We start from the raw sequence: 23,544 nt of genomic DNA, 5'->3' as shown, positions 1-23,544 counted from the left end.
GTCTGCTTTGTATTACTGGAGCGTAGGTGTGTGGCCGGGGCCATGCTGGCGCTATGCCTCAAGCTCGCGAAGCCGAAATCCCGGCGGCCTCCTGGCCGAGAAGTCCGAAGAGCGTGTCGAACACGAGGGGTTTTTCGATCAATGGAATGCCCGCAATCCGAGCCCACGTCCGGATGCCCGGGTCGGGATGGCCAGTGATCAGCACGACGGGGACATGCGCGTCGAGGTCGCGCAGGCGGCCGAAAACCTCAAGACCGTCCATCCCCGCCATGACCTGATCGAGCAGTACGAAGGCCGGTCGCGGGCCGGGAAAGGCCGCCAGCAGTTCGCTGCCGTCGGCGAAGGTCTCGACGCGGTGGCCTTCGCATTCGATCAGGCAGCGCGTGGAATGCAGGATGGCCGGGTCGTCGTCCACGACATCGATGAGGGTCTCGCGGGCCCATGGCATGGCGCGCACCGTTCGATGTGGCTCTGCGTTGAAGCCGCCACCAAGCGTTCGCGAATCGGGCGCTCGCCTTGACCTGCCTCAAGCCCGCGTCAGGCTAGCCCGGCCAGCACCGACCAGCGCACCAATTCCTGCAGGCTCTCCGCCCGCGTCTTGGCCATGAGCTTGGCCCGGTAGATCTCGACCGTGCGCGGGCTGATGTCGAGCGTCCGACCGATCTCCTTGCTTGTGCCTCCGGCGACGAGGTGGTTCAGGACCTGCCGCTCGCGCTCGCTCAGGGTTCCGAACCGTCGCACGAACTCCCGCAGCGTCGGGTCGACCGCTCCGGCGGCCCCGCCGCGCTCCAAGGCCGACCTGAGCGCTTGGATGAGCGCCTCGTCGTCGAACGGCTTCTCGATGAAGTCGCAGGCGCCGAGCTTCATCGCCTCGACAGCGAGCGGCACGTCCCCGTGTCCCGTCATCATCACCACCGGCAAGGCGTGCCCCGCCGCCCGCAGGCGGCGCAGCAGTTCCAGCCCGTCGATGCCGGGCATGCGGATGTCGGTCAGGACGCATCCCCCGGCCGGCTCCTTCAGCCCGTCGAGCAGGTCCGCCCCGGCCTCGTAGAGCCGGACATCGAAGCCCTCGGTCCCGAGCAGGAAGCCGACGGAGTCCCGCATGGCCGGATCGTCGTCCACGACGTGCACGAGGTCAGTCGCCATCGGGCGGGTCTCCCACGTGAGCGGCCTGGAGCGTCAGCCGGAAAGTCGCCCCGCCGGTTTCGTTGCGTTCGACGTCGAGGCGGCCGCCATGCGCCTCGACGATGGTGCGGCAGATCGAGAGACCGACGCCCATGCCACTTCGCTTCGTGGTGACGAACGGCTGGAACAGCCTGTCCGCGACCTCCGCGGCGATGCCAGGCCCGGTATCCGATACAGTGATCTCGACCGTCTCCCCGTCGACGGACCTCGCCTCCACGGTCAGTTCGCGCCTGTCGCCCTGGTGCATGGCCTCGCGGGCGTTGCGCAGGAGGTTCACCAAGACCTGCTGCACCTGCACCCGGTCGGCGAGGACGCAGCCGGCCCGCGGGTCAACCGCGACGCGCGCGGCGATGCCCTGCTCGCGCGCGCCGACCAGCGCCAGCGCGCTGGCCTCCTCGATCAGCCGCGCGACCGGCTCGACCCGCTTCTCCGCCTCGCCGCGGGCTACGAACTCGCGCAGGCGCCGGATGATCTGGCCGGCCCGCAGCGCTTGCTCGGCGGTCTTGTCGAGGACTTCCATCGTCCGAGCGATGGCCTCGGGATCGGCCCGAGCCAGCAGGCGGCGGCAGCCCTTGGTGTAGTTGGCGATGGCGCCGAGCGGTTGGTTCAGTTCGTGCGCGAGCGCGGAGGCCATCTCGCCCATCGCGCTGAGCCGCGAGACGTGGGCGAGCTCAGACTGAAGTTCCTGGAGGCGGGCCTGGGTGCGCTGGTGCTCCGTGAGGTCGTTGATGAAACCGGTGAAGTACACCTGCTCGCCCGAGCGCATCTCGCCGATGGCGAGCTCCATCGGAAAGGTGGAGCCGTCCCGCCTCCGGCCGGTCACGACCCGGTTGGTGCCGATGATGTGGCGTTCCCGGGTGCGGCGATAGCGGTCGAGGTAGCCGTCGTGCTCGCCCTGCATCGGCTCCGGCATCAGGATGCGGACGTTCCGCCCGACCGCCTCGCCGGCCGCGTAGCCGAACAGGCGCTCGGCCGCGGCGCTGAACGAGTGGATCAGGCCCGTCTCGTCGATGACGACCATCGCCTCGGGCACGGTGTCGAGGATCGAGCGCAGATGCGCCTCGCGGGCCCGGATGTCCTCCTCGGCCCGCTTCTGCTCGTCGATGCTCAGGACCACCCCGCGATGCCGTGCCGGCCGGCCGGCGTCGTCGAAGCTCACCCGCCCGCGCGAACGCAGCCAGCAGACGGACCCATCGGGACGAACGACGCGGTAGTCGGCCTCGTAGCTTCCGCCCTCACGCAACGCCCGCTGGATGGCGTCAGCGCGGGCCTGCCGGTCTTCCGGATGCACCAGCGCCTGTGAGTCGGCGAAGGTGGTGAGCCGCTCGGGCGGCACCCCGAACAGGTGTGCGCAGGTCGGCGAGGCGGTGGCCCGCCCGGTCTCGATGTCCAGCGACCAGACGCAGATGCCGACATCGTCGAGAGTCCGCCGAAGCTCGTCGCTCGCCCGCGTGACGTCGCGCTCAAGGTCGGCGCTGAGCCTGTCGACGGTGTCCGTCATCGAGCGCACCCGTGAAAGTCCTTCGTGCGGCCGTCGTGGAACTCGTCTGTGTCCGACCGCGGGGCGGCTGCATCGCGTGCCTGGTCATTACTGCGATTCCGGGGCGGGGAACAGCCGCCGGTGCGTATTCGCCGCCGGGGTCGAGTAGTTCTTTGGGCCGAACCGGCAATGATACCGCGTCACCCGAGACGCTTGAGGTGGATCAAAGCGGCGCGGTCGCGACTAGAGGAACCATGGGACGGCGGAACCCGGAGAACATCCATGTCCAGACCTAGCCCTTCGCCCCTCGCGGGCATCCGAGACATCCTCGTCGGAACCGCCGTGGAGGGCGAGCGTGAGGAAGCCTCGTCGGCCATCGGATACGGCCTGACCTTGGCCAAGGCCGCCGGCGCTCACCTCACCGTTCAGTCGGCCTCGTGGCGCCTGTCGGGCGATGACGCCTGGCTCGGCGAGTTTGACTACGAAGGCGTGTCGGTCGTGGACCGACGGCTCGACGAACTGGCCCGCTCCATCGCCGAGCGCTCGGCCGGGGACGCCGCGCAGGCCGGCGTGGTCTGCACGACCGAGGCGCCGAGCCTGCCCTATCCGGAGATCGTGAGCCGTCTCGCCACGCGCGCGCGCCTGTACGACCTGACGGTCCTGGACATCGGTCCGCGGACGTACGACCTCGACCGCGAGATGGTCGAGAAGGCGCTTTTCCACAGCGGTCGGCCGGTCATCGCCGTCCCGCCGGGACGCGACGCCTTCGTCGCGCGGCGGATCATCGTCGCCTGGGACGGCAGCGCCCAGGCCGCTCGGGCCGCCAACGACGCCTTACCGTTCCTGCGTTCAGCCGAGGCGGTCGAGATCGTCTCGGTCGGCACCGGAGCGGAAATCCACGAAGCGGTGCCGGGCGCCGAGTTCGCGCCCCACCTCGCCCGGCATGGGGTGAATGTCAGCGTCAATGATCTTCCGAAGCGGGATAGCGTCGCCGATACGTTGCGCGCCCAGGCCGGCTTGTTCCGGGCCGACATGATCGTCATGGGTGCCTACCGGCACTCCCCAACCCGCGAATACTTCTTCGGTGGCGTCACGCGCTCTTTCCTCAGGGGCAGCCCGGCAGCCCTGTTCCTTTCTCGCTGAAGCCTGGAGGACGACGATGACGGAGCGAGATCCTCAACGGAACGTTGCGAAAGGCCGGGTTTTTCGGTCGCGTAAACGCGGGCGCCTCTCCGAGCCGGCTGCGACGCAGTCGAAGGTCGACGAAGCGCCACCCCAGGTCCGTGCACCGAACAGGATAGAATGGGCCGGCCCGCTGAACGAGGAAGAGCGCGCCGCGCTTGGGGCTGGCTGGAGCTTCGTTGAGTAAAGGGGCCGCGCACGGCCTACGGCGGCCCGAGCTTGCCGGGCCGCCAAATTCGTGCACGCGCGAGTTCCCCAATGGCCTGGATCAAGCGGTGCACGTCGCCTCGATGCGGCAGGGGCGTGGCGCGCTCGGTCAGAGTTCCGATCAGCCCATCGACGAAAACGGAGGCGCCGGAATAGGCCAGGGTCCAGTCCGCGAAGCGCCGCCTGTCGATGTCATCGTAGACCAGCACCTCCACGCCTGCATGGCGCCGATCGCGCCGGATGCTGTCCATCAGCGCGTCCACCGCGGCGCGGGAGCCTTCGAGTATCTGTGCGAAACGCTCGCGCGACGCGACGAGTGCTCCGGTGATGCCGAGTTGTGCGTTTCTGGCCAGCGACGTCTCGACGATGTTCCGGATCTCAACGTCGGAGGACATCCGCCGGCTGACGTAGAGAAGCGACCCTTCCATGGTGCTCGTCCCCTTCGGGACTCGGCGTCCCGTCGAACCCTCGCCCTTGGTGTCCGGCTGCCGGCGCTTTGACGTCCGTCTCACCGCCTCAGCGTCCGCATATAGACCGTCAGGTCGGCCGCATCGCTCGGATCGAGCCGGAAGTCCGGCATGGCCGGATGCCGGCGTTCGACGCCTTCATCTAGGACGTCGGCAAGGTCGCCTATGGGAAAGCGCTCGGCGAGCGAGCGGAACGGCGGCGCCTCACGCATAGGGCTCGCGCCCGTCATGCGGACGGCGTGACAGCGCGCGCAGACGATGCCCGCCAGGGCGCGGCCGCGCGCGGCGGAAGCCTCTTCCGCCGCCGCAGGCCCGGCGAGCAGTCGGAGCGCGATGCTCGCGCCGAGCAAGAGACGCCTGCTGGGCATCAATGGCACATCAGGCTGCAGAGGGGGGAGCGGTCCAAGAGGTCTCGCGTCACGCCGCCGAATATCCACTCCCGCAACCGGGAATGGCCGTAGGCGCCGAGGACGATCAGGTCGGCGTCCTGCATCAGGGCGAAGCGCAGGATCTCCGAGCCGTCGTCGTCCTTTGTGTGCAGGCGGTGCGGTAGGACGTGGGCACCGTGCCGCGCGAGGTGGTAGGCGACGTCTTCCACGCCCTTAAGGTGTGCGTCCGTGCCGACCGTCGCGACGAGGACCTGGTCCGCCTCCCGGATGAGTGGCAGCGCGGCCGACACCGCCCGTCGTGCTTCGGGGCTATCCTTCCAGGCGACCAAGATGCGCGCCGCCTTCAGGTGCGCGGTCCTCGGCGGCACGACCAGGACCGGCCTGCCTGCCTCCATGAGCACGGGCCCGGGCGGCACGCCGAGAGGCCCCGGATCCTCGTCGCCGGGACCCTTCCGGCTCACGACCACGAGGTCCGCGGCGCGCGCCTGCTCGATGAGATGTGCGGTGGCGTCGGCGAAGCACCAGCGCCAGTCGGTGGGAATACCGTCCCCGGCGAAGCGTTCGAACGACGCGTGCGCCTGTTCCAGCATCGCTTGTATCTGCGCCGTGTTGCGGCCTTCTTGGTCGATGGCATCGTAGACATCCCGGACCAAGATTGGGGCCGGCACAGTGTGGGCGGCCACACCCGTCAGGGTCGCCCCGAAGCGTCGGGCCAGGTCGGCGGCGAGCCGTATCCGATCCGGTGCGGCCTCGCCGAGGTCGCCGGGCACGAGGATGTTCGCGTAGTCCATGGCGGCCTCCGTTGTGCGTCGATGCCGACGAGGGAAGCCTGGTCCTGGTTGGAACGGGTCGCCTTGATCCATCGCAAGCCCCGCGGGCCGTCGACCGGCCTCATAGATGCCGCGCAACTGATCGCGCCGCGGGCTTGCGAGCGTCTCGGGGACCGCCGAGCGCCCGCATGGCGTTGAGGATGACCGCCACGTCGATGAGCTCTTGGAGCAACGCGCCCTGGAGGGGTGTGAGGTAGCCCAGCGCCGCCGCGATCATGCCGGCGAGCGACAGGCCGATGCCGATCCATACGCTCTGAAGCGCGATGGTGCGGGTCCGCTTGGCGATGCGGATGGCATCGGGCAGCGGGGCCAGGCTGTCGACCAGCAGGACGACGTCCGCGGCTTCGGCCGCGGCCGCAGCGCCCCTGGCGCCGAGTGCCACGCCGAGATCGGCGGCCGCCAAGGCCGGCGCGTCGTTCACCCCGTCGCCGATCATCATCACGGGCCCGTTGCGGCGCTCGGCGGCCACGGTGTCCGTCTTCGCCGTCGGGTCGAGGTCGGCGGCGACGGCGTCTACAGGCAGACCAGCGACGAGCGCCTCGGCGACGATGCGACGGTCTCCGGTCGCGAGCAACACCCGCTCGATGCCGCACGCGCGCAGTTCGAGAAGCGCGCTGCCGCCGTCCGCACGGAGCGGGTCGGCGAACTCCAGGACGGCGGCCGGCGCGCCGTCGATGGCGACCAGCACCGTCGCCGCGGTTGCCGCCAGGCCTCGCGCCTCGTCCGGTATTCGGAAGTCGATCCCGTGAATTTGCATCAGGTGCAGACCCCCAACAACGAGGTGCCGCCCCTCCACGAGACCGGTCACGCCTTCTCCAGGCGTCTCCTCGACGGCCTCGGGTTGCGAGAGCGTCAGGCCGCGTTGGCGCGCCTCTTTCACCACAGCCTGCCCAACCGGGTGGCCCGAGGCTTGTTCGAGGGACGCCGCGAGCCCGAGCACCTCGTCCTCGTCAACGGCGCCGAGGGTCCGCAGGGCCACCATCCGGGCGGTGCCGTGGGTCAAGGTGCCGGTTTTGTCGACGACCAGGACGCGGACCTTGGCCAACATCTCAAGGGCACCACCGCCCTTGATGAGGACGCCGATGCCGGCGGCGCGGGAGAGGCCGGAGACGAGCGCAACGGGCACCGCCAGGATCAGCGGGCACGGGGTGGCGACGACCAGCACGGCCAGCGCCCGAACGGGGTCGTCGGTGGCGAGCCAAGCGCCTCCGGCCAGCAGCAGTGTGAGCATGAGGAAGGCGAGCCCGTACCGGTCCGCCAAGCGGGCCATCGGCGCCTTTCGGGCCTGCGCCGCATCCACGAGACGGATGATCCCGGCATACGTGCTCTCGGCCGCGGGCCGATCTGCGACCAGCGTGAACGGCGTGCCCGCGTTCACCGTCCCGCTCAGCACGGGCTCGTTCGCGAGGGCGGTGACGGGCAGCGCCTCGCCGGTCAGGCTCGAACGGTCGAGCACGGCGCGGCCTGCGGCGACCCGGCCGTCCACCGGCACGACGTCGCCGACGCGCACGAGGATGCGGTCTCCCGGGACCAACGCCGCAAGGGGCACCTCCGTCAGCACCCCGCCGTCCTCGCGCAGGGCGGTCCGGGGCTGGCGCGCGATCAGCGCGGTCATGGCCCTGCCGGCACGGCCGGACGCGTACGCCTCCAACGACTGGCCGCCGGCGTACATCAGGGCGATGACGGCGCCGGCCAGCGGCTGCGAAAGCGCGAGCGCGCCGCCCATCGAGAGCAGGGCGACGAGGTCGAGCCCAACGTCGCCCTTCGCCAGGCTCGTAACAATCTGGAATACGAGGGCTCCGAGGACCGCCAGGGTCGCGAGGGTCCAGGCCGCCGCCGCGATATCTGCCCGACCGAAGACCTGCACAGCCAAGCCGACACAGAGGCCGGCAAGCGGCAGGGCTGCAAGCCACCCGTGCACGCCCGGCGTCCATCCGGCGGCCACCGGTCGATCCGTCTCGGGCGAGCTTAGGGCTGACGACTTCATGTCTGCCCCTCCCGTTCGAGCCTACGAGATGAGCTCGGTCCGGCTTTGCAGGCCTTGCGCTGGATCAACGCGTCGCGGCGGGACCGCAGATGTCGTGCTCGCTCGCCGGCAGGCCTGGGCCGGTATCCTCCACGGCCACCTCGATCGCTTGGCCGGTCCAGGCGACCGCGACCCGGACAGTCCCTCCCGGGGGCGTGAACTTCACGGCATTGTCGATGAGATTCGACAGGGCCTTGAAGCAGAGGTCCCGGTCGCCGTGGACGGTGAAAGGTCCCACAGCCGAGAGGACGAGCCGGACGCCGCTCTCTTCGGCCTCGGGCTCGAAGAAGCCGCGCACGCAGGGACGTGTGCTGAGCCTCGCCGTCCGGCCCGGGACCGGGTGACGGCGGGGCAGACGCTCGCGACCCTCGATGCCGCCTTCCTCCTCGACGCCCGCAACGGGCTCCAGGCGGCTGAAGCCGCCCTCGGCGAGGCGCGGGCCTCCGAGGCGGTGGCAGCGCTACAGGTGAAGCGTGGGCTGGAGCAGCTGATATTCGGTGGCGTGGCGCAAGCCGAGGTCGAGCGGCGGCAGGTCGATCTCGCCAAAGCACAGGCGGCGGTCAAGTCTGCGCAGGCGAACGCGGAGATGTACCGGTCGCAGTACCAGCGCCTCGCCCCGGCCGAGGGCGCCGCGCCGGGCACCAGCGCCGTGGTCACGCCGATTGCCGGCGTGGTGACGAGCGTCGGCATCACCCTGGGCGAGGTGGTCGATACCGGGCGCGACGCCTTTACGATGGCCGATCCCACCCGTGTCGTCGTGCTGGCGAACCTCTACGGGGCCGATATCTCCCGGGTGAAGGCCGGGAATGCGGTCTCGGTGGAGAGCCCGGCCCGGCCATCCGCCCTTCGAGGGCCATATCCGTTCGGTCAACGCCGCCCTCGATCCGGCGACGAACACGGCTCCGGCGCGGATCGAGCTCGACAACCCGCAGGATCTCCTGCGCGCCAACCTTTTCGTCTCGGTGACGGTCGCGGCTTATGTCGGTCGCGACGGCGTGACCATCCCGGCGGCGGCCGTGCAGCAGACGGACACCGGCCCCATCGCCTTCGTGCGCACGGCCCCGGACAGGTTCGAGCGGCGGGCCCTGACGCTGGGCATCCAGCGCACCGACTGGGTGGAGGTGCGCCGAGGCGTGGCGGCGGGTGAGAGTGTTGCGACCGCGGGCAGCTTCGGCTTGAAGGCCATCCTGCTGCGCAGCCTTATCGGCTCGACGGGTTGAGCGGCGGCGATGAAGAGCTGGATCGCCCTTTCGGTCCGCCGCCGCTTCCTCGTGCTGATGATCGCGCTCGCCGCGGCGTCGGGCGGGATCGCCAACCTCGAAGGACTCTCGATCGACGCGGTGCCGGACATCTCGCCGAAGCGGGTGATGATCCTCACCCTCTCGCCGGGGCTCGGTCCCCTGGAAGTCGAGCGACTCGTCACCTTTCTTGTCGAGAACGCGATGGCCGGCGCGCCGGGGCTCTCCAACGTCCGCTCGACGTCCCGGGCCGGCGTCTCGGCGGTCTACGTCACCTTCGACGAATCCGTGTCGGTCACAGCGGCGCGGGCGGAGGTGTTCCAGCGCCTGCCCCGGGCCAAGAGCCTGATGCCCGCCGGAGTCGGCGATTCGCAGATGGGTCCGATGGCGACCGGCCTCGGCGAGATCTACCAGTTCGAGCTGCGGGGGCCCGCCTACACGCCGATGCAGCTCAAGCGCATCCTGCAATGGACCATCGCGCCGAAGCTGAAGCTCACCTCCGGCATCGCCGAGGTGAACATCTACGGCGGCCAGATGCCGACCGAGGAGGTCCGCGTCTCGGCGGACGCGCTGCGCCGCTACGGCGTGACGCTGGCCCAGGTCTACACGGCGCTCGCCGAGAACAACGCAGCCCGGGGCGGCGCCTACATCGAGCACAACGACCAGCAGGAGACGATCCGCTGCCTGGGCCTCGCCAAGAGCCCGGAGGACATCGCGAACATCGTCGTCGCGACGGGCCCCGGTGGTGTGCCGGTGACGCGCGGCACGCTGGGCACGGTGCAGGAGGCCCCCAAGGTCCGGCTCGGCGCCGTCACCCACGACGCGGAAGGCGAGACCGTCATTGGCATCGCGATGATGCGCGACGGCGAGAATGCCAGCGCCGTAGTCGCGGAGGTGAGGAAGACGATCGCCGCCCTGCGCCAGCAACTGCCGCCTGGGGTCGAGATCGTCCCGTTCCTCGCCCTCGAAGGCGTCGCCGGCAAGATGTTCGCCCCGATGGCGCTCACGGTGATCCTGGCGCTCGGCGCGTCGCTCATCGTCACCCTGAGCCTCATGCCGGCGCTCGCGGCGCTCTTTCTCGCGCGGCGGACTGTCAATGAGCGCGAGACGCGCCTCGTCCACGCGGTGCGGCGTGTCTACACGCCGGTGCTGCGCTGGGCCGAGCGGCACGCGTTCGTCAGCGTGCTCACGACGGTCGCCCTGTTCGCCGGCTCCTGCGCGATGGCCACGCGTCTCGGGGGCGAGTTCCTGCCGAAGTTGTCGGAGGGCTCGAGCGTCATCACCTCCGAGAAGCTGCCCAGCATCGCGCTGAACGCCTCCCTCGCCACCGTCACCCGCATCGAGCGGGTGCTGAAATCCTTCTTCGAAGTTAAGCGGATCGTCTCCCTCACCGGCAGCGCCGAGATCCCGACCGACCCGATGGGCGTCGAATCGACTGACAGCTTCATCACCTTGACCGACCCCTCGACCTGAAGAACCGCCGACAGCCAGGAAGGGCTCGTCGCGGCGTTCCACAAGCGCCTCCGGGAGGAGGCGCCGGGCGTCGCCTACAGCTTCTCGCAGCCGATCCAGATGCGGATGGACGACCTCTTGGAGGGCGTGCGCGGCGACGTCGTGATCAGCCTCTACGGCGACGACCTGAAGGTCCTGAAGAACACGGCCGATTCCGTCGTGCGGGTGGTCTCAGGCATCCAGGGCGCGGCGGACGTGAAGGCCGAGGCGCAGGCCGGGATGCCGGCGCTCTCGATCCGGGTCGATCGGGCCAAGGCCGCCCGCTACGGCATCAACGTGTCGGACGTGCTCGACGTGGTCGAGAGCATCGGCGGGCGCACCGCCGGCATGGCCTACGGCGACGACGATACCATCACCGACTTCGTGGTCCGGCTCGACCCGGCCGACAACAGCGACATCGAGCGCATCCGCGCCCTGCCGGTGGGGCGGCCGGGCAAGGAGACCGGTCCCGCCATGACGGTGCCGCTCGCGATGGTGGCCTCGGTGGAGGTCACCTCCGGCCCGGCCCAGATCAGCGGCGAGCGGCTGCAGCGGCGGAGCTCGATCCAGGTCAACGTCCGCGGCCGCGACGTGCAGAGCTTCGTGGACGCCGCGCAGAAGGCCGTGTCCGATCAGGTGAAGCTGCCGCCGCGCTACGCGCTGCAATGGAGCGGCCAGTACCACAACCTGCAGGAGGCTACCGCCCGTCTCTCGGTGGTGGTGCCGGCGGCGCTGGTGGGGATCCTCGTCCTCCTCGTCGTGATGTTCGGCGACATCCGCCGCGCCGGGCTGATCGTCCTCAACGTGCCGATAGCCGCGACGGTGGCATCCTGGCGCTTGCTTTACGCGACATGCCGTTCTCGATCTCGGCGGCGATCGGCTTCATCGCGACCTTCGGCATCGCGATCCTGAACGGCGTGGTGCTGACGAGCACCATCCGCGATCTCGAAGCTTCCGGCCTCGACCCGCGGGAGGCCGCCACCCGGGCGGCCGAGAGGCGCCTGCGCCCGGTGATAATGACGGCCCTCGTCGCAACGCTCGGCTTCCTGCCGATGGCCCTATCGACCAGCGCCGGGGCGGAAGTGCAGCGCCCCCTCGCGACCGTGGTGATCGGCGGGCTGATCTCCGCGACGTTGCTGACCCTCGTGGTCCTGCCGGCGGTCTATCCGGTGGTCGCCGCGATGCGCCTACCCTTCAGCAGTGCGCGAACCGGCAGATTGATCTTCCCTCGGCTTCGCGGATACCTCTGATACGCTCGTGCTGAGCGGGGAAGGTGTCGGATGGCGAAGACGAAACGCGAGTTCACGCCCGAGTTCAAACGCCAATCGGTCGCCCTGCTGGAGAGCAGCGGCCGGCCGCCGGGCTCATCTGCTACCCGGATCGCGGCAGCCAGTACGCGGCGCAGGCCTACCGTAAGCAACGCATCAGCATGGGGGCGAAGCCGGCGATGAGCCGCACGGCTTGCTGCTACGACAACGTCCCGATGGAGAGCTTCTTCCACACGCTCAAGATCGAGCTCGTCCATCAGCGACGATGGACGACCCGAGACGAGGCGCGGCGCGATCTGTTCGCCTACATCGAGGGCTACGACAACCGGCAACGCATCCATTCGGCGCTCGGCTCTCTCACGCCCGAGCAAGCCGAGAGGGCCGCGAACCGATCTCCCCCTTGCCCGCGAAGTCAGGCGCGGATCAGGTGCCAGATGCACCGGATGGTCAAGCGGCCTCAAGTGCAGTCACGCCTCGCGCACGCCGGGCTTCTTGCCTGCCTCGAAGATGAATTCGACGCCCGCCTCTTCCAGAGCACGACGCACGGCGAGCAGGGTGTCCCAGCGCGACCTGACCGCCGAGGTCGGATCCTCCAGCCGGTTGAGGGTCGAGACCGAGACGTTGGCCCGCGCGGCAAGCTCATCCTTCGAGAGGCCGGTGATTGCGCGGGCCGAACGGATCTGGCTCGGGATCAGGGTCTCGTCGGCGACCGAACCCTGCGCGGTCCCCGGCGGCGGGACCGCCTCGGGCGGCGGGGCCCCGTAGCGGGTCCGTCCCGGAACGTTTAAGCAGACTCCGACCCATTCGCGGACGGAGCCGTCCTTGTTCAGCACCGGCGCGCCGCGCGCATTGAACCACCGGTAAATCCCGTCCGCGCACAGGACGCGATAGTCCGTGTTGTAGGGCGCCGTGTGCTCCACCGCCGTGGTCCAGGCCGCGAGCGTGCGGGAGCGGTCGTCCGGGTGGACGGCGTCGAGCCAGCCCAGACCCTGCATCTGCGCGTGAGACTGACCGGTCAGGGCCATCCACTGCGGCATCTCGCTCGGCTCGCCGTTCGCCTTGTTGACCCAGAAGACCGCTGCCGTCGCGGCGATCAGCGCGTTCAGGCGGTCATGCCGCTGCATGAGCGCGTTCATGGTCTCGTGCTGCGCCGTGACGTCGAACACGACGCCCATGCCCTGGCTCGGGCGCCCGTCCGAGCCGAGCATGACCTCGGCGTGGTGCAGGAGCCAGCGCTGGGTCCGGTCCGGCCGGATGATGCGGAACTCGCGACTGACCGGCTGGCCGGAGCGCAGCACGGCGATCTGGTCACCGTGCGCGGCCTGATCCTCCGGGTGGATCATGTCGAGCCCGAAGCCGAAGGTCATCTCCGTGGTCGGGTCGAGGCCCAGAATCCGGTACAGGCCCGGCGACGCGTCCAGTCGCTCGGAGCGCAGGTCCGCCGACCAGAAGCCGATTTTTCCCGTATCCTCGATTAGCTTCAAGTAGTGGCGCGAGGAGAAGCCGCGCGGGGCGGCGCCGATCTCGGTCTTCGCCTGCGGACGCATCAATGCACGTGTCGGCATCGCCTCACCCCGATTGCCAGTGCTCCAGAACTGAGATGCGGAATGGCATAAGCGTGGCCGTGAAAGCGTTAAGGAGACAGCATTCGATCCATATTGACTGACATTCGATGGCGAATGTCAGTGTCGTGCAGGAAAAAGATTGATTGGGAAAGGAAGCCTGCGGCGGATTCCTTCTTGGCGATCGATGGATACCAGAATGCGATGGGTTAGCTATCGGGCGATCCCGATGTATATGCCGAAGGATGGAATAAATAATTTCACTACGGTCGAAGCTTCGGATGTCTCCGGTGGAATGACAGGAAATTCGATTTCCTCGAGCGCGATTGAACAGGAATTCCGGCGATCGGCTTGAGACTCTGGCAGTCCGAAGCGGTCATCCTCGCACTGGAGACGCGGCGAGACGTCTCCTGCCTGGGTACCTGAATGTCGCTGCCGAATGCCGAATGCCGGGCGAAGTCGTGCACCCTCGACAGTGCACCGACGTCGATCCAGTTCGACCTCCGCGGCAGGGTGATCGCCGCCGACGCTTCGACGTCCTCAAACGGGCGCGGCCATGAGTGAGATCATCCTGCCGATGGGCGTCGACGACGCGGCGCGCCTGCCCGACGAGGACGCGCGCCTGCGCGAGGCGATGCGCGCCACGATGCTCGCCGAGACGCTGCAACTCGGCCGTTACTCGGCGGTGACGCAGGCCGCCGTCGTGCTCGCGCTGGCCGCCATCTTTTGGGGCATCGTCTCGCACGCTTACCTGTCCGGTCTCGCGGTGGCGGTGACGGCGCTGTGCGCGGTGGCTATGATCGCGATGCGACGCTATCGCGGCCGCCTCGGCGACCGATCGATCGCCCGGGAGGCCTTCGCCGTCCTTCACGGCCTCGCGCTCGGCCGCGGTCTCGCCTGGGCCAGCATGCCGGCGATCCTGCTGCCCTCGGTCGACAATGCCTACCGGATCGTGGTCGGGGCCGTCTGCGCCGCCCTGATCTCGCACGCCTACGTGGCGGGCCCGATCTTCTCCCTGGCGCTCCTGGCCGTGGCGCCGGTGGTGGCCGGCATCTTCGTCGGGCTCGCCGGTTGCGAGAGCCCGGTCGGCGAGTACGTCGCCATGCTGCTGTCGCTGTACGCGGCCTTCGTCTTCGTGAGCGCGCGTCGGATGTGCCGGCACTCCTACCAGCGCCTCTGCGACCGCGTCATGGTGCAGGCGCAGAGCGAGACCATCGGGTTCCTCCTCAAGGATTTCGCCGAGGGCACGAGCGACTGGCTCTGGGAAACCGACACGGTCGGGCGCCTTCGGCAGGCCCGCGCCGCTGTCGCCGCCCTGCTCGGCGTCGAGGTCGCCGGGCTGCGCCACCGGACGTTGTCTGAGCTCCTGCGCGCGTTCGCCGACCCGGACGGCGACGGCGCGGATGCCCAGGCCGTCGCCGCGGCGATCGCGGCGCGCGCGCCTTTCCGCGATCGCACCATCCGGCTCCGTACCGCGGTCGGCACGCGCTGGATCACGCTCAACGGCAAGCCCGTCTTCGACGCACAGGGAGCGTTCACGGGCTACCGCGGCGTGGGCTCGGACACCACCGAGAGCCGGGAGGCGCAGGCCCGCATCGCCTTCCTGGCGGGTCACGACAGCCTGACCGGACTGCCGAACCGCAGCGGCTTCCAGGACGCGCTGGGGACGCTCTGCCGCACGGTCCGCACGGCGGAGAGACCGAGTGCGCTGTTCTATCTCGACCTCGACGGCTTCAAGGCCGTCAACGACAGTCGCGGCCACCTCGTCGGCGACCGATTGCTGCGCGCGGTGACTGCACGCCTGCTCGCCATCGGTGAACCGCACAGCCTGTTCCGCCTCGGCGGCGACGAGTTCGCGATGGTCGTCCGCGACCTCGGTCGGCCCGCGGCCGAGGCCCTCGCCGCCCGCGTGGTGGCCGAGCTGCGCCGCCCGTTCCAGATCGACGAGGCCCGGCTGGAGGTCGGTGTCAGCGTCGGCATCGCCTACATGCCGGACGACGCGGTCGAGCCTGCCAGCCTGCTCATGCGCGCCGACCTCGCCCTCTACGCCGCCAAGGCGGACGGCAAGGGCTGCTGGCGGACCTTCGATCCGTCGCTGGAGGAGCGGGTCGTCCGCCAGCGGCAGTTCGACCTGGACATGCGCGCGGCCCTCGCGGCGGGCGAGATGGAGCTGCACTACCAGCCCCTGGTGGCTATGCGGAGCGGTCGTGTCGCCGGTTTCGAGGCGCTGCTGCGGTGGAACAAGCCCGGGTACGGCTGGGTCTCGCCGGGGGAGATCATCCCCATCGCCGAGACGACCGGCTTCATCGTCGAGATCGGCCGCTGGGCCCTGCGCCGCGCCTGCACCGACGCCCGCACGTGGTCCGACCTGAAGATCGCGGTGAACATCTCCTCCATCCACGTGCGGATGCCGGGCTTCCACGCCGAGGTCGCGGCCGTTCTCCGCGAGACCGGCCTCGCGCCAGATCGGCTCGAGATCGAGATCACCGAGTCGGTGCTGCTCGACCACGGTCCGGAGGTTCTGGAAAACCTGAAGCGCCTGCGCGCGACGGGCGTGCGCATCGCGCTGGACGATTTCGGCACGGGCTACTCGAGCCTGAGCTACCTGACCGAATTCCCGTTCGACAAGGTGAAGGTCGACCGCTCCTTCGTGCGCGATCTGCAGGGCCGCCCCGAGAAGGTCGCCGTGGTCGAGGCCATCGCCCGAATGGCGCGGGCCCTATCGATGAGCGTCACGGTGGAGGGCGTGGAGACCCGGCAGCAACTGGACGTCCTGCGGGACAAGCGCTGCGACATCGCGCAGGGCTTCCTCTACAGCCCGGCGCGCCCGGTCCACGAGGTCGCGGCACTCATCGCGCGCATCGAGGGTGCTGCGCCGCCGCCGAGCGTGAGCGCCGGCGATCCGGACGGGAGCCCGACCGCCGACGCGCGCCCGGTCCTGTCGCTGGCCCGCGCCTCGTAGGCGACGGGCGGCGCATCGCGTCGCCGCCGAAAGGCAGAAAACCTCTCTCGTCGCGCTGAGGACGCCCCCGGCGCGCGCTTGCCGGGCAACGCGTCTTTAAATGCGGCGACTTCAAAATTCAGAAGTAGCGGAGCAACAGTACATGTTGCGCCTTTCCGACCTCAAGATTGTTACCAAGGTGACGATCCCGCTGCTGCTGGTCGCCGCAGTCGCCGGCGGGCTCGTGTATCGCGCGCACGGCGTCTTTGATGAATTGAACGAGAAAACGCAGCACATCGTCGATGTCCAGTCCGCGCGACTTGAGAACATCCTGACTGTTCGCACGAACGTCCTCGAGGCGACGGTTCAGAATCGGAACATCCTCATCGAGGACCGGCCTCCCGAGCAGGCCACGTACCGATCGCGCTACGACGAGGCCGTGAAACAGGCCTACGTGGCGGTCGACAGGCTGATCGCGCTGTCGAACTCGCCCGAGCGGCGGGCCGTCAATCAGAAGCTGCGCGAGGCCGTCGAGGTCTATTTCCACGTCGTCGGGCGCGCGAACGCGGCGGCCCTCGACAGGGACGCCGAGACCGCGCGGAAAATCGTGCTTTCCGAGGGTCTCGCGGCCCGCAACAAGGTCCGCGATCTCGTCCAGCCGCGCATCGACAATCTCGCGGCCGAGCTCGCCCAGGCGAAGGCGGAGGCCCAGGCGAGCGCGGAGCGGGCGACGACGGTCCTCGTCACGGCCGCGGTCGCCGGGCTGCTCGCGGCCCTGGCCATCGCGTTCGCCATCGTCCATTTCGGGCTGACGCGGCCCCTGACCCGGTTGGTCGCCGTTCTGCAGCGCATGGCCAAGGGCGATCTCGACGCCGACATCGCGGAGGCTGCCCGTCGCGACGAGATCGGCCAGGTCGGCAAGGCCGTCGCCGACATCCGCGCCATGGTCGCGCGGAAGGCCGTCGAGGACGCGGAGACGAAGCGCGCCGCCGACGCGGCGCTCGGCGCCGAGCGACGGCGCATCATGATGGACCTCGCGAACGGCTTCGAGCGGACGGTCGGCGGCATCGTCGGGATGGTCTCGGCCTCCGCGACGGAGTTGCAGGCCACGGCCGCGACCATGACGGCGACCGCGACCGAGACGGCCACGCAGTCCACGGCCGTGGCGGCGGCGGCCGATCAGGCAGCGTCGAACGTCGGTACCGTGGCGGCGGCCTCCGAGGAGCTCGGGAGCTCGGTTCAGGAGATCGGCCGTCAGGTACAGGGATCGGCATCCCTCGCCCAGGCCGCTGTCGGCGAGGCCGACCGGACGGCCCGGCTCGTCGAGGACCTCACGACGGCCGTCGCGAGGATCGGTGACGTCGTCGCGATGATCTCGGCCATCGCCGGCCAAACCAACCTCCTGGCGCTGAACGCGACCATCGAGGCGGCGCGGGCCGGCGAGGCCGGCAAGGGCTTCGCGGTCGTCGCAGCCGAGGTCAAGGAACTCGCGTCGCAGACGGCCCGGGCGACGGACGAGATCGGCGGCCATATCGGCCGCATCCAGGGCGTGACGGGCGAGGCGGTCTCGGCCATCGGCGCGATCACGGGGCGCATCCGCGAGATCAACACGGTGGCGGCCAGCATTGCCGCCGCCGTGGAGCAGCAGGGCGCGGCGACCCAGGAGATCGTGCGCAACGTCGCCCAGGCGGCGACGGGCACCGCGGAGGTGACCGGCAACATCGCCGGAGTCGCCTCAGCGTCGGAGGCTACCGGCGCGGCGGCGACCCAGGTGCTGGCGTCGTCCGGCGAGCTGTCGCGACACGCCGAGCAGCTCGCAGCGGAGATGACGCGCTTCCTCACCACCGTGCGCGCGGCCTGAGGCGATCCCGATGGCGTGCAGCACAGCCAGCGTCCCGGGCCTCGGGATCAATCCCACGCTTCGGCTGGGTTGCCGGGGAGATGCCCCGTCGGGGCACCGGCCTTGCGGCCCGTACCGGGTCGGGCTGGCTTGATCGCCATGGCCGACATCATCCCCCTCGGCACCATCCCGGGCGCCGAGAACGCCCGCGCGATGCTTCTAGACCTCCGCCGGCGCCTCGATTCCGGCGAGGACATCGGTCCGCGGATCGCGCAGATCCGTCAGGCCGCGGCGTCGATGCGGGCACTGGCTGGCGGCCTCCGGCGGGTCCTGCAAGCCCCGGACGAGAGGCTGTCCGCCGAGCCGGAGGTTCTCGTCGCGGCCTGGAAAGTCCTCGCCTTGGCGGAACGCAACGTCGCGAAAGTCGAGGAATTCCTTCGGCTCGCGGACGAAGAGGATTTGGCGCAGGCTTCGCGCTAGACTTCGGGCCAGCCTCGGGAATGCGGGCCAGCCGATCCGCATCACGGTCCTGACCCAGGCTGTCCGAGCTCCGCACACCGGACCGACGTGTCCGCGCGGTCGAAGGCGCGCGGTGAGCGACCGGAGAGACCGCGCTCGACGTCACGCGCGGATCGGACCGTCGCCCGTCGCGGCACCGTGCGCAGCGGCTCTCGACGCGCGCTCGAACCGGCTCCGATCATTTCGTGACCGCCGTTCGCCTGTCGACAGTCGCGGAGACTTGAAGGCAGGGATCGAACTGACACGGAATGGGTCATAGCCCGACCATGATCTGTACTGGGCTCAAAAAATCCTTTTGAAATGGAACGTGGTGGCGCACGGTCCGAGCCGGATTCCGAGATGCGACTAAGACCAACTTATGGTCTCGATGTCACGATACGGCGTCCAATGAGAGTTGCGCCATGTTCCGTAAGCCCGCCTTTGATGAGAACCAAGCCACCATCGACGCGCTGACGCGCTCGTTGGCCATCATCGAGTTCGGCATGGATGGTACCATCCTGCGCGCCAACCCGAATTTCCTGGCCGTCGTGGACTACGATCTCGCTTCCCTGCAGGGTAAGCACCACCGGATCCTAGTCAGCGAGGAGACGGCCAACGGTCCGGAGTATGATGAATTCTGGTCGAAGCTGCGGGCCGGCGAATTCATGTCCGGTGAGTTCCCCCGCCGCGCGCGGTCCGGCGCGAGGGTCTGGCTCGAAGCCACCTACAACCCGATCCTGGGCTCCGACGGCAAGCCGTTCAAGGTCATCAAGTTCGCCAGCGACATCACGGCCAAGAAGAGCGAGACCAACCGGCTGCTGCGCATGATCGACGAGATGCCGGTCGCCGTCATGACCGCGGATCCGAAGAACGATTTCAAGATCAATTACATCAACAACACCTCGCGCAAGACTCTGGAAGCCATCGAGCGGCATCTGCCGATCAAGGTCTCCGAGATGATGGGCAAGTCCTTCGACGTGTTCCACAAGAACCCGCATCACCAGCGGAACATGCTCGCCGACGCGCGCCGACTGCCCCACCGCACCAAGATCAAGGTCGGACCCGAGACCCTCGATCTGCAGGTCTCCGCCATCACCGACGCGGACGGAGCCTATGTCGGGCCGATGTTGACATGGTCGGTCATCACCGCACAACTCGCCATGGCCGAGGACGTCGCCGGCGTCGTCGAGGCGCTCGGGACCGCGATCGGCGAGATGAAGGAGTCGGCGGAGGGCCTGAACCGCTCGGCGGACGCGGCGAGCGAGCGCGCGAACTCCGTGGCGGCCGGATCCGAGGAGATGACCAGCTCGATCCACGAGATCTCGGGTCAAGTCGGGCGGGTCTCCGAGCGTACCCAGCAGATCGCCAGCCAGGCGACGGCGACGGACGTGACGGTTCGCAACCTCGCCGCCAATGCCGGCGAGGTCGACGCGGTGGTCGGAATGATCAAGTCTATCGCCGACCAGACCAATCTTCTCGCACTCAACGCCACGATCGAGGCGGCGCGCGCGGGTGCGGCCGGTCGTGGCTTCGCGGTAGTGGCCACGGAGGTCAAGGAGCTTGCCGGCCAGACGGCGAGAGCGACCGGCGAGATCACGCACAAGGTCCACGCCATCCAGAAGGCGACCGGCGAGGCCGTGACGGCGATCCGCTTGATCACCGACGAGGTGGCCGAGCTCTCGAAACTCACGCTGGCCATGGCGAGCGCCGTCGAGGAGCAGGCCGCCTCGACCCAGGAGATGTCGTCCAACATCACCGGTGTCTCGGCCGCGGCCGGAGAGACGGGACAGCTCGCAGAGATGGTCCGGCGGATCTCCGACAAGCTCGAGGCGCATTCCGCCGGCCTCGGTGCCAGCATGGAGAAGTACCTCAAGGCGAGTTGATGAAAGCATAAGGAGGCCCTTCCAGCTATCTGCTTTAGGCTCTCCGAGGGGAGCTGAAGCGAGCGCTGCTCCGTCGATCCTTCTGGGAGGCGCCGAGGTGGGCCTGCTTTGCGACGCGCCAGACTGTGATCGCGCATTACAGGATGTGGCAGTCGCCTCACTATTGGCGAGACAAATAATCTTTGAGCGAGGCGCTGAAATTGCGGGTCACAGTGCTGCTCTGTAAAGAGAGTTGAGCGCCTCATGATGATTGATTGCATTACGACCGCAAACATCATAACCGACTGCGAGGGAATGATCATTCGCTCTGACGAGCCTGTATTGCGAATTAGTGCGCAGCAAGAGGTAAGGCGATCACTGGCAGGCCCTTGTGATCTCAATCTGTGCCACCGACGCAGGCGAACAGGCCAAGCGGTGAGCGATCTCTTGAAGAGGACGCAAGGCGAACGCCTCGCTCTGATCGGTGTACGCAATCGCGAGATGGCGGCCGACGATACGAGGAATCTTCTCCTGGAACGTCTGGGGCTCATCCAGCGGATCGGAGGTCCGCGCCTGCATCATCTGCGCGGTCATCCCATTGTTGAGTGGATCATTACCGAGGCAGGCAAGACTGCGCTCTCTGAGTTCATGATCGCGACAAGATGGCTCTGAACCACGGGAAGCAGAGAGGTTCGCCCCACGTGTGCGCTACGGCGGGATCCCCGGATGCCGGCCGGATCGCTCCCACCTGTGAGGTTGGATCTGGAGGAGTTGGATAGCGTCTGTGATTGCCTCAGCCAGCGCACTCAGTGGCGGCGCAACCGAATGAAATTGACCCATCGCCTGCAAACGGCGCAGGGAAGACCTTCTTAAAAGCTGAGCGATGGTACCAGTTTCGACCGGGACCGATTACCTGCCAACAGGCGCCGACAGGGCCAGTATGAACTATTTGTCGATGATGGTCCGTGAAATAATCTTTAATCCTAGAGCATTCGAAAGGACTGAGAGGATCGAAAGGCAGGCGCCAATCGGGCGATTTTGCTCAATTTTGGGGATGCAGGAGGAGCTTGCTGATTGCCTGGGATGGGCGCATCCCTGCCAAAGTGGTAGCGAAACCTGCATCCGCTCAGGTGAACCACATGGCCGCGCTTGAACCATTGCATTGGGACGATTGGAGGCCGTCCGCTCTTCCGGCAGCACCACTCAAAAGCCGACCGGCAGCTTTTGGCCAAGTCCAGCCCCGCCGGCATGGTTCTCTGAATGGCCGGGGTGGGTGGACTTCCGCCGGTCCGCTTCCAGGCGACAATGCACGAAGGCAGACGTCGTTAGCCCGACCTAGGACGGAGCGTGACCCACGGGCGCCCGGCAGGCCCCCGCTACACCGCCGCTGTTCTCGATTATGCGCCATTCTTCGGGAGGCGTCCCGCCACGCTATAGGCCGCGCACTCGCGCGCGGCTCTGCGCCCCTGTTCCCGGAGGTGAGCGCATCGAGCCGGCGCAGGGCGCAGTCGCTCCGCCTGACCCCGTGCCGGGCAGGCAGTCTGAAATGCACTCAGTTCCTTAAAGCCACCGCCAGAGACGCCCGGCATCCAGACGGCGCAAGGTCATAACCTTTCGCCGTCACACGTTTATGCATCAGATTTGTTTACAAATACTCATTTTGTCCATCTGACAAAATTTATGCTTGACGGGTTAAGGCAACGATGCTGATAAACGGAAATTGCAGCATCGATAGGTAGGAATACACAGATGATGATTCGGTCGATCGGGCACGCTGTGCTGTTTTCAGCGATCACTCTCGGGTCGATCACTGCTGTTTCGGCGGCTCCTGGTAACAGCGCAGGCGGCGGCAACAGCGGAAATGGCACCATTCCGGGTCATTCCAACGGTCTCGGCGGCGGAGATGGCGGCGGTCGCTCCGGAGGCGCACCCTCACCCGAGGTCAACGCCATGCTGGGCCTCGCCCTCGCCGGCGGCACCCTCGCGTTCCTGCGCCGCAGACGAGCAGGCAAGGCCAAGTCGTAAGCTTGACCTGCAGGCCCACCCATGAAGGCGCAGACTCCGTCTCAGTCGGGGTTCGTAGCGGTGACCGGCCGGGAGCTGGCCTCACTCTTCGCCATGCCGGCCGCCAGCTGGGCAATGCTGGTGTTCGCCTGCGGCACGGCCCTCTCGGCGGCGCTGCAGCGCCTGCTGCTCGAGCACGATCCGGGCACGCAGCGCCTGATCGAGCTCGATCTCGGCGAGATGTTCGCCACCGTCGCTGTCGTCGCGCTCGTGCTCTCCTCGCGCAAGACGCGGTCCGCGCTGCAGCCGATCGACCTCGCTTTCCTCTGCGTCTGCGCCCTGCCCTGGCTCCTGCCCGAGGCCCACGCGGTCTATGCCGGCATGACGATCGTTGCCCTTTGGCTGATCGCCCGGCGCGCCCACGATCGCTTATTGGTCGAGGTCGGGCAGGTCTGGCTCGCCCTTTCCCTGTGCGAGCTGTGGAGCAAGCTCGCCTTTAAGCTGTTCTATCCCCTTATCGCCCCCGCCGAGGTAGCCTTCATGGCCTGGGTCGGGCGCTCGGCCATCCCAGGCCTGTATGCCAGTGGCCTCTACCTGAGCGGTCGCCCGGGCTGGTCAATCGTCATGCTGGAGGGCTGCTCAGCGTTTCACAACCTGTCGCTGGCGGCTCTCATCTGGCTGTGCGTGCTCAGGATCGCCGGCCGGCGGGCCACCCGTGGGGCGGCCGCAGCCCTGGCGGCGAGCGCCGCACTCGTCGTGGCGATCAACGTTGCTCGGATCCTGGCCATGCTGCCCTCGCAGGAGGCCTACTCGTTCTGGCACGAGGGCATTGGCTCGGTCATCGTCGCCCTCGCGGCTGCGACGGCCTCGGTGCTGCCGATCGTTGTTGTCGTCGAGCGTGCCGTCGGAAGCGAGCCGTGCTCGGCCCCGCCAAAGGCCTGAGGCCGGCCGATCGCGCGGCGTTGGCCGTCCTTTGCCTGCTCCTCGTCATTTCGGTGTGTGGGCGCCTCTACGCCTGCTGTCTGCTCGAGCCGGCTCTGGAACCCACCACTATCGTAGCTGCGAATGCAGACC

The 23,544-nt window shown here is 68.3% G+C and carries 18 protein-coding genes and 3 pseudogenes; 11 read left to right on the top strand and 10 right to left on the bottom strand.

The window, feature by feature from the left end; genetic code table 11:
- Positions 1 to 58: 58 nt before the first annotated feature.
- From ACTJK8_RS02175 to ACTJK8_RS02165, 3 genes are all read right to left on the bottom strand, one after another.
- Complete coding sequence (locus ACTJK8_RS02175) at positions 59 to 448, bottom strand: response regulator transcription factor (protein ID WP_440761444.1); 390 nt, start codon at positions 446 to 448, stop codon at positions 59 to 61.
- An 89-nt stretch (positions 449 to 537) separates the two neighbouring features.
- Positions 538 to 1,146, bottom strand: coding sequence for a response regulator FixJ (gene fixJ, locus ACTJK8_RS02170; protein WP_012317411.1), 609 nt, complete (start codon positions 1,144 to 1,146; stop codon positions 538 to 540).
- Positions 1,136 to 2,686: a PAS domain-containing sensor histidine kinase gene (locus tag ACTJK8_RS02165; RefSeq protein ID WP_024831159.1), complete on the bottom strand. Its 1,551-nt coding sequence runs from the start codon at positions 2,684 to 2,686 to the stop codon at positions 1,136 to 1,138. The genes fixJ and ACTJK8_RS02165 overlap by 11 nt, the downstream gene beginning before the upstream one ends.
- 261 nt (positions 2,687 to 2,947) lie before the next feature.
- On the opposite strand from ACTJK8_RS02165, the gene ACTJK8_RS02160 reads away from it, so the two are divergent.
- Complete coding sequence (locus ACTJK8_RS02160) at positions 2,948 to 3,808, top strand: universal stress protein (RefSeq protein WP_440761443.1); 861 nt, start codon at positions 2,948 to 2,950, stop codon at positions 3,806 to 3,808.
- A gap of 242 nt (positions 3,809 to 4,050) precedes the next feature.
- Here the strand turns inward: ACTJK8_RS02160 and ACTJK8_RS02155 are convergent, their stop codons facing one another.
- The 5 genes from ACTJK8_RS02155 to ACTJK8_RS02135 all read right to left on the bottom strand — a co-directional run bounded on the left by ACTJK8_RS02155 (position 4,051) and on the right by ACTJK8_RS02135 (position 8,064).
- The gene (locus ACTJK8_RS02155; RefSeq protein ID WP_012317408.1) at positions 4,051 to 4,482 is read right to left on the bottom strand and encodes a BLUF domain-containing protein; all 432 of its coding nucleotides are present in this window, start codon (positions 4,480 to 4,482) and stop codon (positions 4,051 to 4,053) included.
- An 80-nt stretch (positions 4,483 to 4,562) separates the two neighbouring features.
- Entirely contained in the window at positions 4,563 to 4,889 is a 327-nt protein-coding gene (locus ACTJK8_RS02150; protein WP_012317407.1) for a c-type cytochrome, read from the bottom strand.
- Positions 4,889 to 5,701 carry a universal stress protein gene (locus ACTJK8_RS02145; RefSeq protein WP_012317406.1) on the bottom strand — a complete coding sequence of 271 codons (813 nt, stop codon included), beginning with the start codon at positions 5,699 to 5,701 and terminating at the stop codon, positions 4,889 to 4,891. The genes ACTJK8_RS02150 and ACTJK8_RS02145 overlap by 1 nt, the downstream gene beginning before the upstream one ends.
- Before the next feature lie 100 nt (positions 5,702 to 5,801).
- Positions 5,802 to 7,727: a heavy metal translocating P-type ATPase gene (locus ACTJK8_RS02140; protein WP_012317405.1), complete on the bottom strand. Its 1,926-nt coding sequence runs from the start codon at positions 7,725 to 7,727 to the stop codon at positions 5,802 to 5,804.
- 64 nt (positions 7,728 to 7,791) lie between these two features.
- Positions 7,792 to 8,064: a sensor histidine kinase gene (locus ACTJK8_RS02135; protein WP_041372246.1), complete on the bottom strand. Its 273-nt coding sequence runs from the start codon at positions 8,062 to 8,064 to the stop codon at positions 7,792 to 7,794.
- Between ACTJK8_RS02135 and ACTJK8_RS02130 the strand changes: the two are divergent.
- The 4 genes and pseudogenes from ACTJK8_RS02130 to ACTJK8_RS02115 form a co-directional block, all read left to right on the top strand.
- Positions 7,984 to 8,547: pseudogene (locus tag ACTJK8_RS02130) on the top strand (efflux RND transporter periplasmic adaptor subunit); the annotation flags it as partial. The gene ACTJK8_RS02135 and the pseudogene ACTJK8_RS02130 sit on opposite strands and share 81 nt — an antisense overlap.
- 25 nt (positions 8,548 to 8,572) lie before the next feature.
- Positions 8,573 to 8,986 carry an efflux RND transporter periplasmic adaptor subunit gene (locus ACTJK8_RS02125; protein WP_440761472.1) on the top strand — a complete coding sequence of 138 codons (414 nt, stop codon included), beginning with the start codon at positions 8,573 to 8,575 and terminating at the stop codon, positions 8,984 to 8,986.
- Positions 8,987 to 8,995: 9 nt separating this feature from the next.
- Positions 8,996 to 11,745 (top strand): annotated as a pseudogene (locus ACTJK8_RS02120) (efflux RND transporter permease subunit).
- An 86-nt stretch (positions 11,746 to 11,831) separates the two neighbouring features.
- Positions 11,832 to 12,149 (top strand): annotated as a pseudogene (locus ACTJK8_RS02115) (IS3 family transposase); the annotation flags it as partial.
- An 81-nt stretch (positions 12,150 to 12,230) separates the two neighbouring features.
- Here the strand turns inward: ACTJK8_RS02115 and ACTJK8_RS02110 are convergent.
- Positions 12,231 to 13,310, bottom strand: coding sequence for a PAS domain-containing protein (locus ACTJK8_RS02110; protein ID WP_058606527.1), 1,080 nt, complete (start codon positions 13,308 to 13,310; stop codon positions 12,231 to 12,233).
- A 571-nt stretch (positions 13,311 to 13,881) separates the two neighbouring features.
- Between ACTJK8_RS02110 and ACTJK8_RS02105 the strand changes: the two genes are divergently transcribed.
- The 4 genes from ACTJK8_RS02105 to ACTJK8_RS02090 all read left to right on the top strand — a co-directional run bounded on the left by ACTJK8_RS02105 (position 13,882) and on the right by ACTJK8_RS02090 (position 20,487).
- Entirely contained in the window at positions 13,882 to 16,287 is a 2,406-nt protein-coding gene (locus ACTJK8_RS02105; protein WP_440761442.1) for a putative bifunctional diguanylate cyclase/phosphodiesterase, read from the top strand.
- Between the two features lie 142 nt (positions 16,288 to 16,429).
- Complete coding sequence (locus tag ACTJK8_RS02100; protein ID WP_440761441.1) at positions 16,430 to 18,127, top strand: methyl-accepting chemotaxis protein; 1,698 nt, start codon at positions 16,430 to 16,432, stop codon at positions 18,125 to 18,127.
- 138 nt (positions 18,128 to 18,265) lie between these two features.
- Complete coding sequence (locus ACTJK8_RS02095) at positions 18,266 to 18,586, top strand: hypothetical protein (RefSeq protein WP_024831168.1); 321 nt, start codon at positions 18,266 to 18,268, stop codon at positions 18,584 to 18,586.
- Between the two features lie 440 nt (positions 18,587 to 19,026).
- Positions 19,027 to 20,487, top strand: a complete 1,461-nt coding sequence (locus ACTJK8_RS02090) for a methyl-accepting chemotaxis protein (protein ID WP_012317400.1) — start codon at positions 19,027 to 19,029, stop codon at positions 20,485 to 20,487.
- Positions 20,488 to 20,841: 354 nt separating this feature from the next.
- On the opposite strand, the gene ACTJK8_RS02085 is transcribed toward ACTJK8_RS02090, so the two are convergent.
- Entirely contained in the window at positions 20,842 to 21,060 is a 219-nt protein-coding gene (locus tag ACTJK8_RS02085) for a hypothetical protein (RefSeq protein ID WP_133250849.1), read from the bottom strand.
- Between the two features lie 1,155 nt (positions 21,061 to 22,215).
- On the opposite strand from ACTJK8_RS02085, the gene ACTJK8_RS02080 reads away from it, so the two are divergent.
- Both ACTJK8_RS02080 and ACTJK8_RS02075 read left to right on the top strand, forming a co-directional pair.
- Positions 22,216 to 22,491 (top strand): hypothetical protein, encoded by a 276-nt coding sequence (locus ACTJK8_RS02080; protein WP_133250850.1) that lies wholly within the window; start codon positions 22,216 to 22,218, stop codon positions 22,489 to 22,491.
- A gap of 21 nt (positions 22,492 to 22,512) precedes the next feature.
- Positions 22,513 to 23,412, top strand: coding sequence for a hypothetical protein (locus ACTJK8_RS02075; RefSeq protein ID WP_440761440.1), 900 nt, complete (start codon positions 22,513 to 22,515; stop codon positions 23,410 to 23,412).
- Positions 23,413 to 23,544 lie beyond the last annotated feature (132 nt).

Origin of the sequence: Methylobacterium sp. 22177, from assembly GCF_052045615.1 — a bacterium.
Classification (GTDB): domain Bacteria; phylum Pseudomonadota; class Alphaproteobacteria; order Rhizobiales; family Beijerinckiaceae; genus Methylobacterium; species Methylobacterium radiotolerans.
This window is presented reverse-complemented; position numbering and strand designations above follow the sequence as displayed.

What these genes read in the sequence shown, in the direction of transcription:
- ACTJK8_RS02175 (WP_440761444.1), bottom strand. Translation starts at nt 448, where the DNA reads ATGCCATGGGCCCGCGAGACCCTCATCGATGTCGTGGACGACGACCCG.
- fixJ (WP_012317411.1), bottom strand. Translation starts at nt 1,146, where the DNA reads ATGGCGACTGACCTCGTGCACGTCGTGGACGACGATCCGGCCATGCGG.
- ACTJK8_RS02165 (WP_024831159.1), bottom strand. Translation starts at nt 2,686, where the DNA reads ATGACGGACACCGTCGACAGGCTCAGCGCCGACCTTGAGCGCGACGTC.
- ACTJK8_RS02160 (WP_440761443.1), top strand. Translation starts at nt 2,948, where the DNA reads ATGTCCAGACCTAGCCCTTCGCCCCTCGCGGGCATCCGAGACATCCTC.
- ACTJK8_RS02155 (WP_012317408.1), bottom strand. Translation starts at nt 4,482, where the DNA reads ATGGAAGGGTCGCTTCTCTACGTCAGCCGGCGGATGTCCTCCGACGTT.
- ACTJK8_RS02150 (WP_012317407.1), bottom strand. Translation starts at nt 4,889, where the DNA reads ATGCCCAGCAGGCGTCTCTTGCTCGGCGCGAGCATCGCGCTCCGACTG.
- ACTJK8_RS02145 (WP_012317406.1), bottom strand. Translation starts at nt 5,701, where the DNA reads ATGGACTACGCGAACATCCTCGTGCCCGGCGACCTCGGCGAGGCCGCA.
- ACTJK8_RS02140 (WP_012317405.1), bottom strand. Translation starts at nt 7,727, where the DNA reads ATGAAGTCGTCAGCCCTAAGCTCGCCCGAGACGGATCGACCGGTGGCC.
- ACTJK8_RS02125 (WP_440761472.1), top strand. Translation starts at nt 8,573, where the DNA reads ATGCGGTCTCGGTGGAGAGCCCGGCCCGGCCATCCGCCCTTCGAGGGC.
- ACTJK8_RS02110 (WP_058606527.1), bottom strand. Translation starts at nt 13,310, where the DNA reads ATGCGTCCGCAGGCGAAGACCGAGATCGGCGCCGCCCCGCGCGGCTTC.
- ACTJK8_RS02105 (WP_440761442.1), top strand. Translation starts at nt 13,882, where the DNA reads ATGAGTGAGATCATCCTGCCGATGGGCGTCGACGACGCGGCGCGCCTG.
- ACTJK8_RS02100 (WP_440761441.1), top strand. Translation starts at nt 16,430, where the DNA reads ATGTTGCGCCTTTCCGACCTCAAGATTGTTACCAAGGTGACGATCCCG.
- ACTJK8_RS02095 (WP_024831168.1), top strand. Translation starts at nt 18,266, where the DNA reads ATGGCCGACATCATCCCCCTCGGCACCATCCCGGGCGCCGAGAACGCC.
- ACTJK8_RS02090 (WP_012317400.1), top strand. Translation starts at nt 19,027, where the DNA reads ATGTTCCGTAAGCCCGCCTTTGATGAGAACCAAGCCACCATCGACGCG.
- ACTJK8_RS02085 (WP_133250849.1), bottom strand. Translation starts at nt 21,060, where the DNA reads ATGACCGCGCAGATGATGCAGGCGCGGACCTCCGATCCGCTGGATGAG.
- ACTJK8_RS02080 (WP_133250850.1), top strand. Translation starts at nt 22,216, where the DNA reads ATGATGATTCGGTCGATCGGGCACGCTGTGCTGTTTTCAGCGATCACT.
- ACTJK8_RS02075 (WP_440761440.1), top strand. Translation starts at nt 22,513, where the DNA reads ATGAAGGCGCAGACTCCGTCTCAGTCGGGGTTCGTAGCGGTGACCGGC.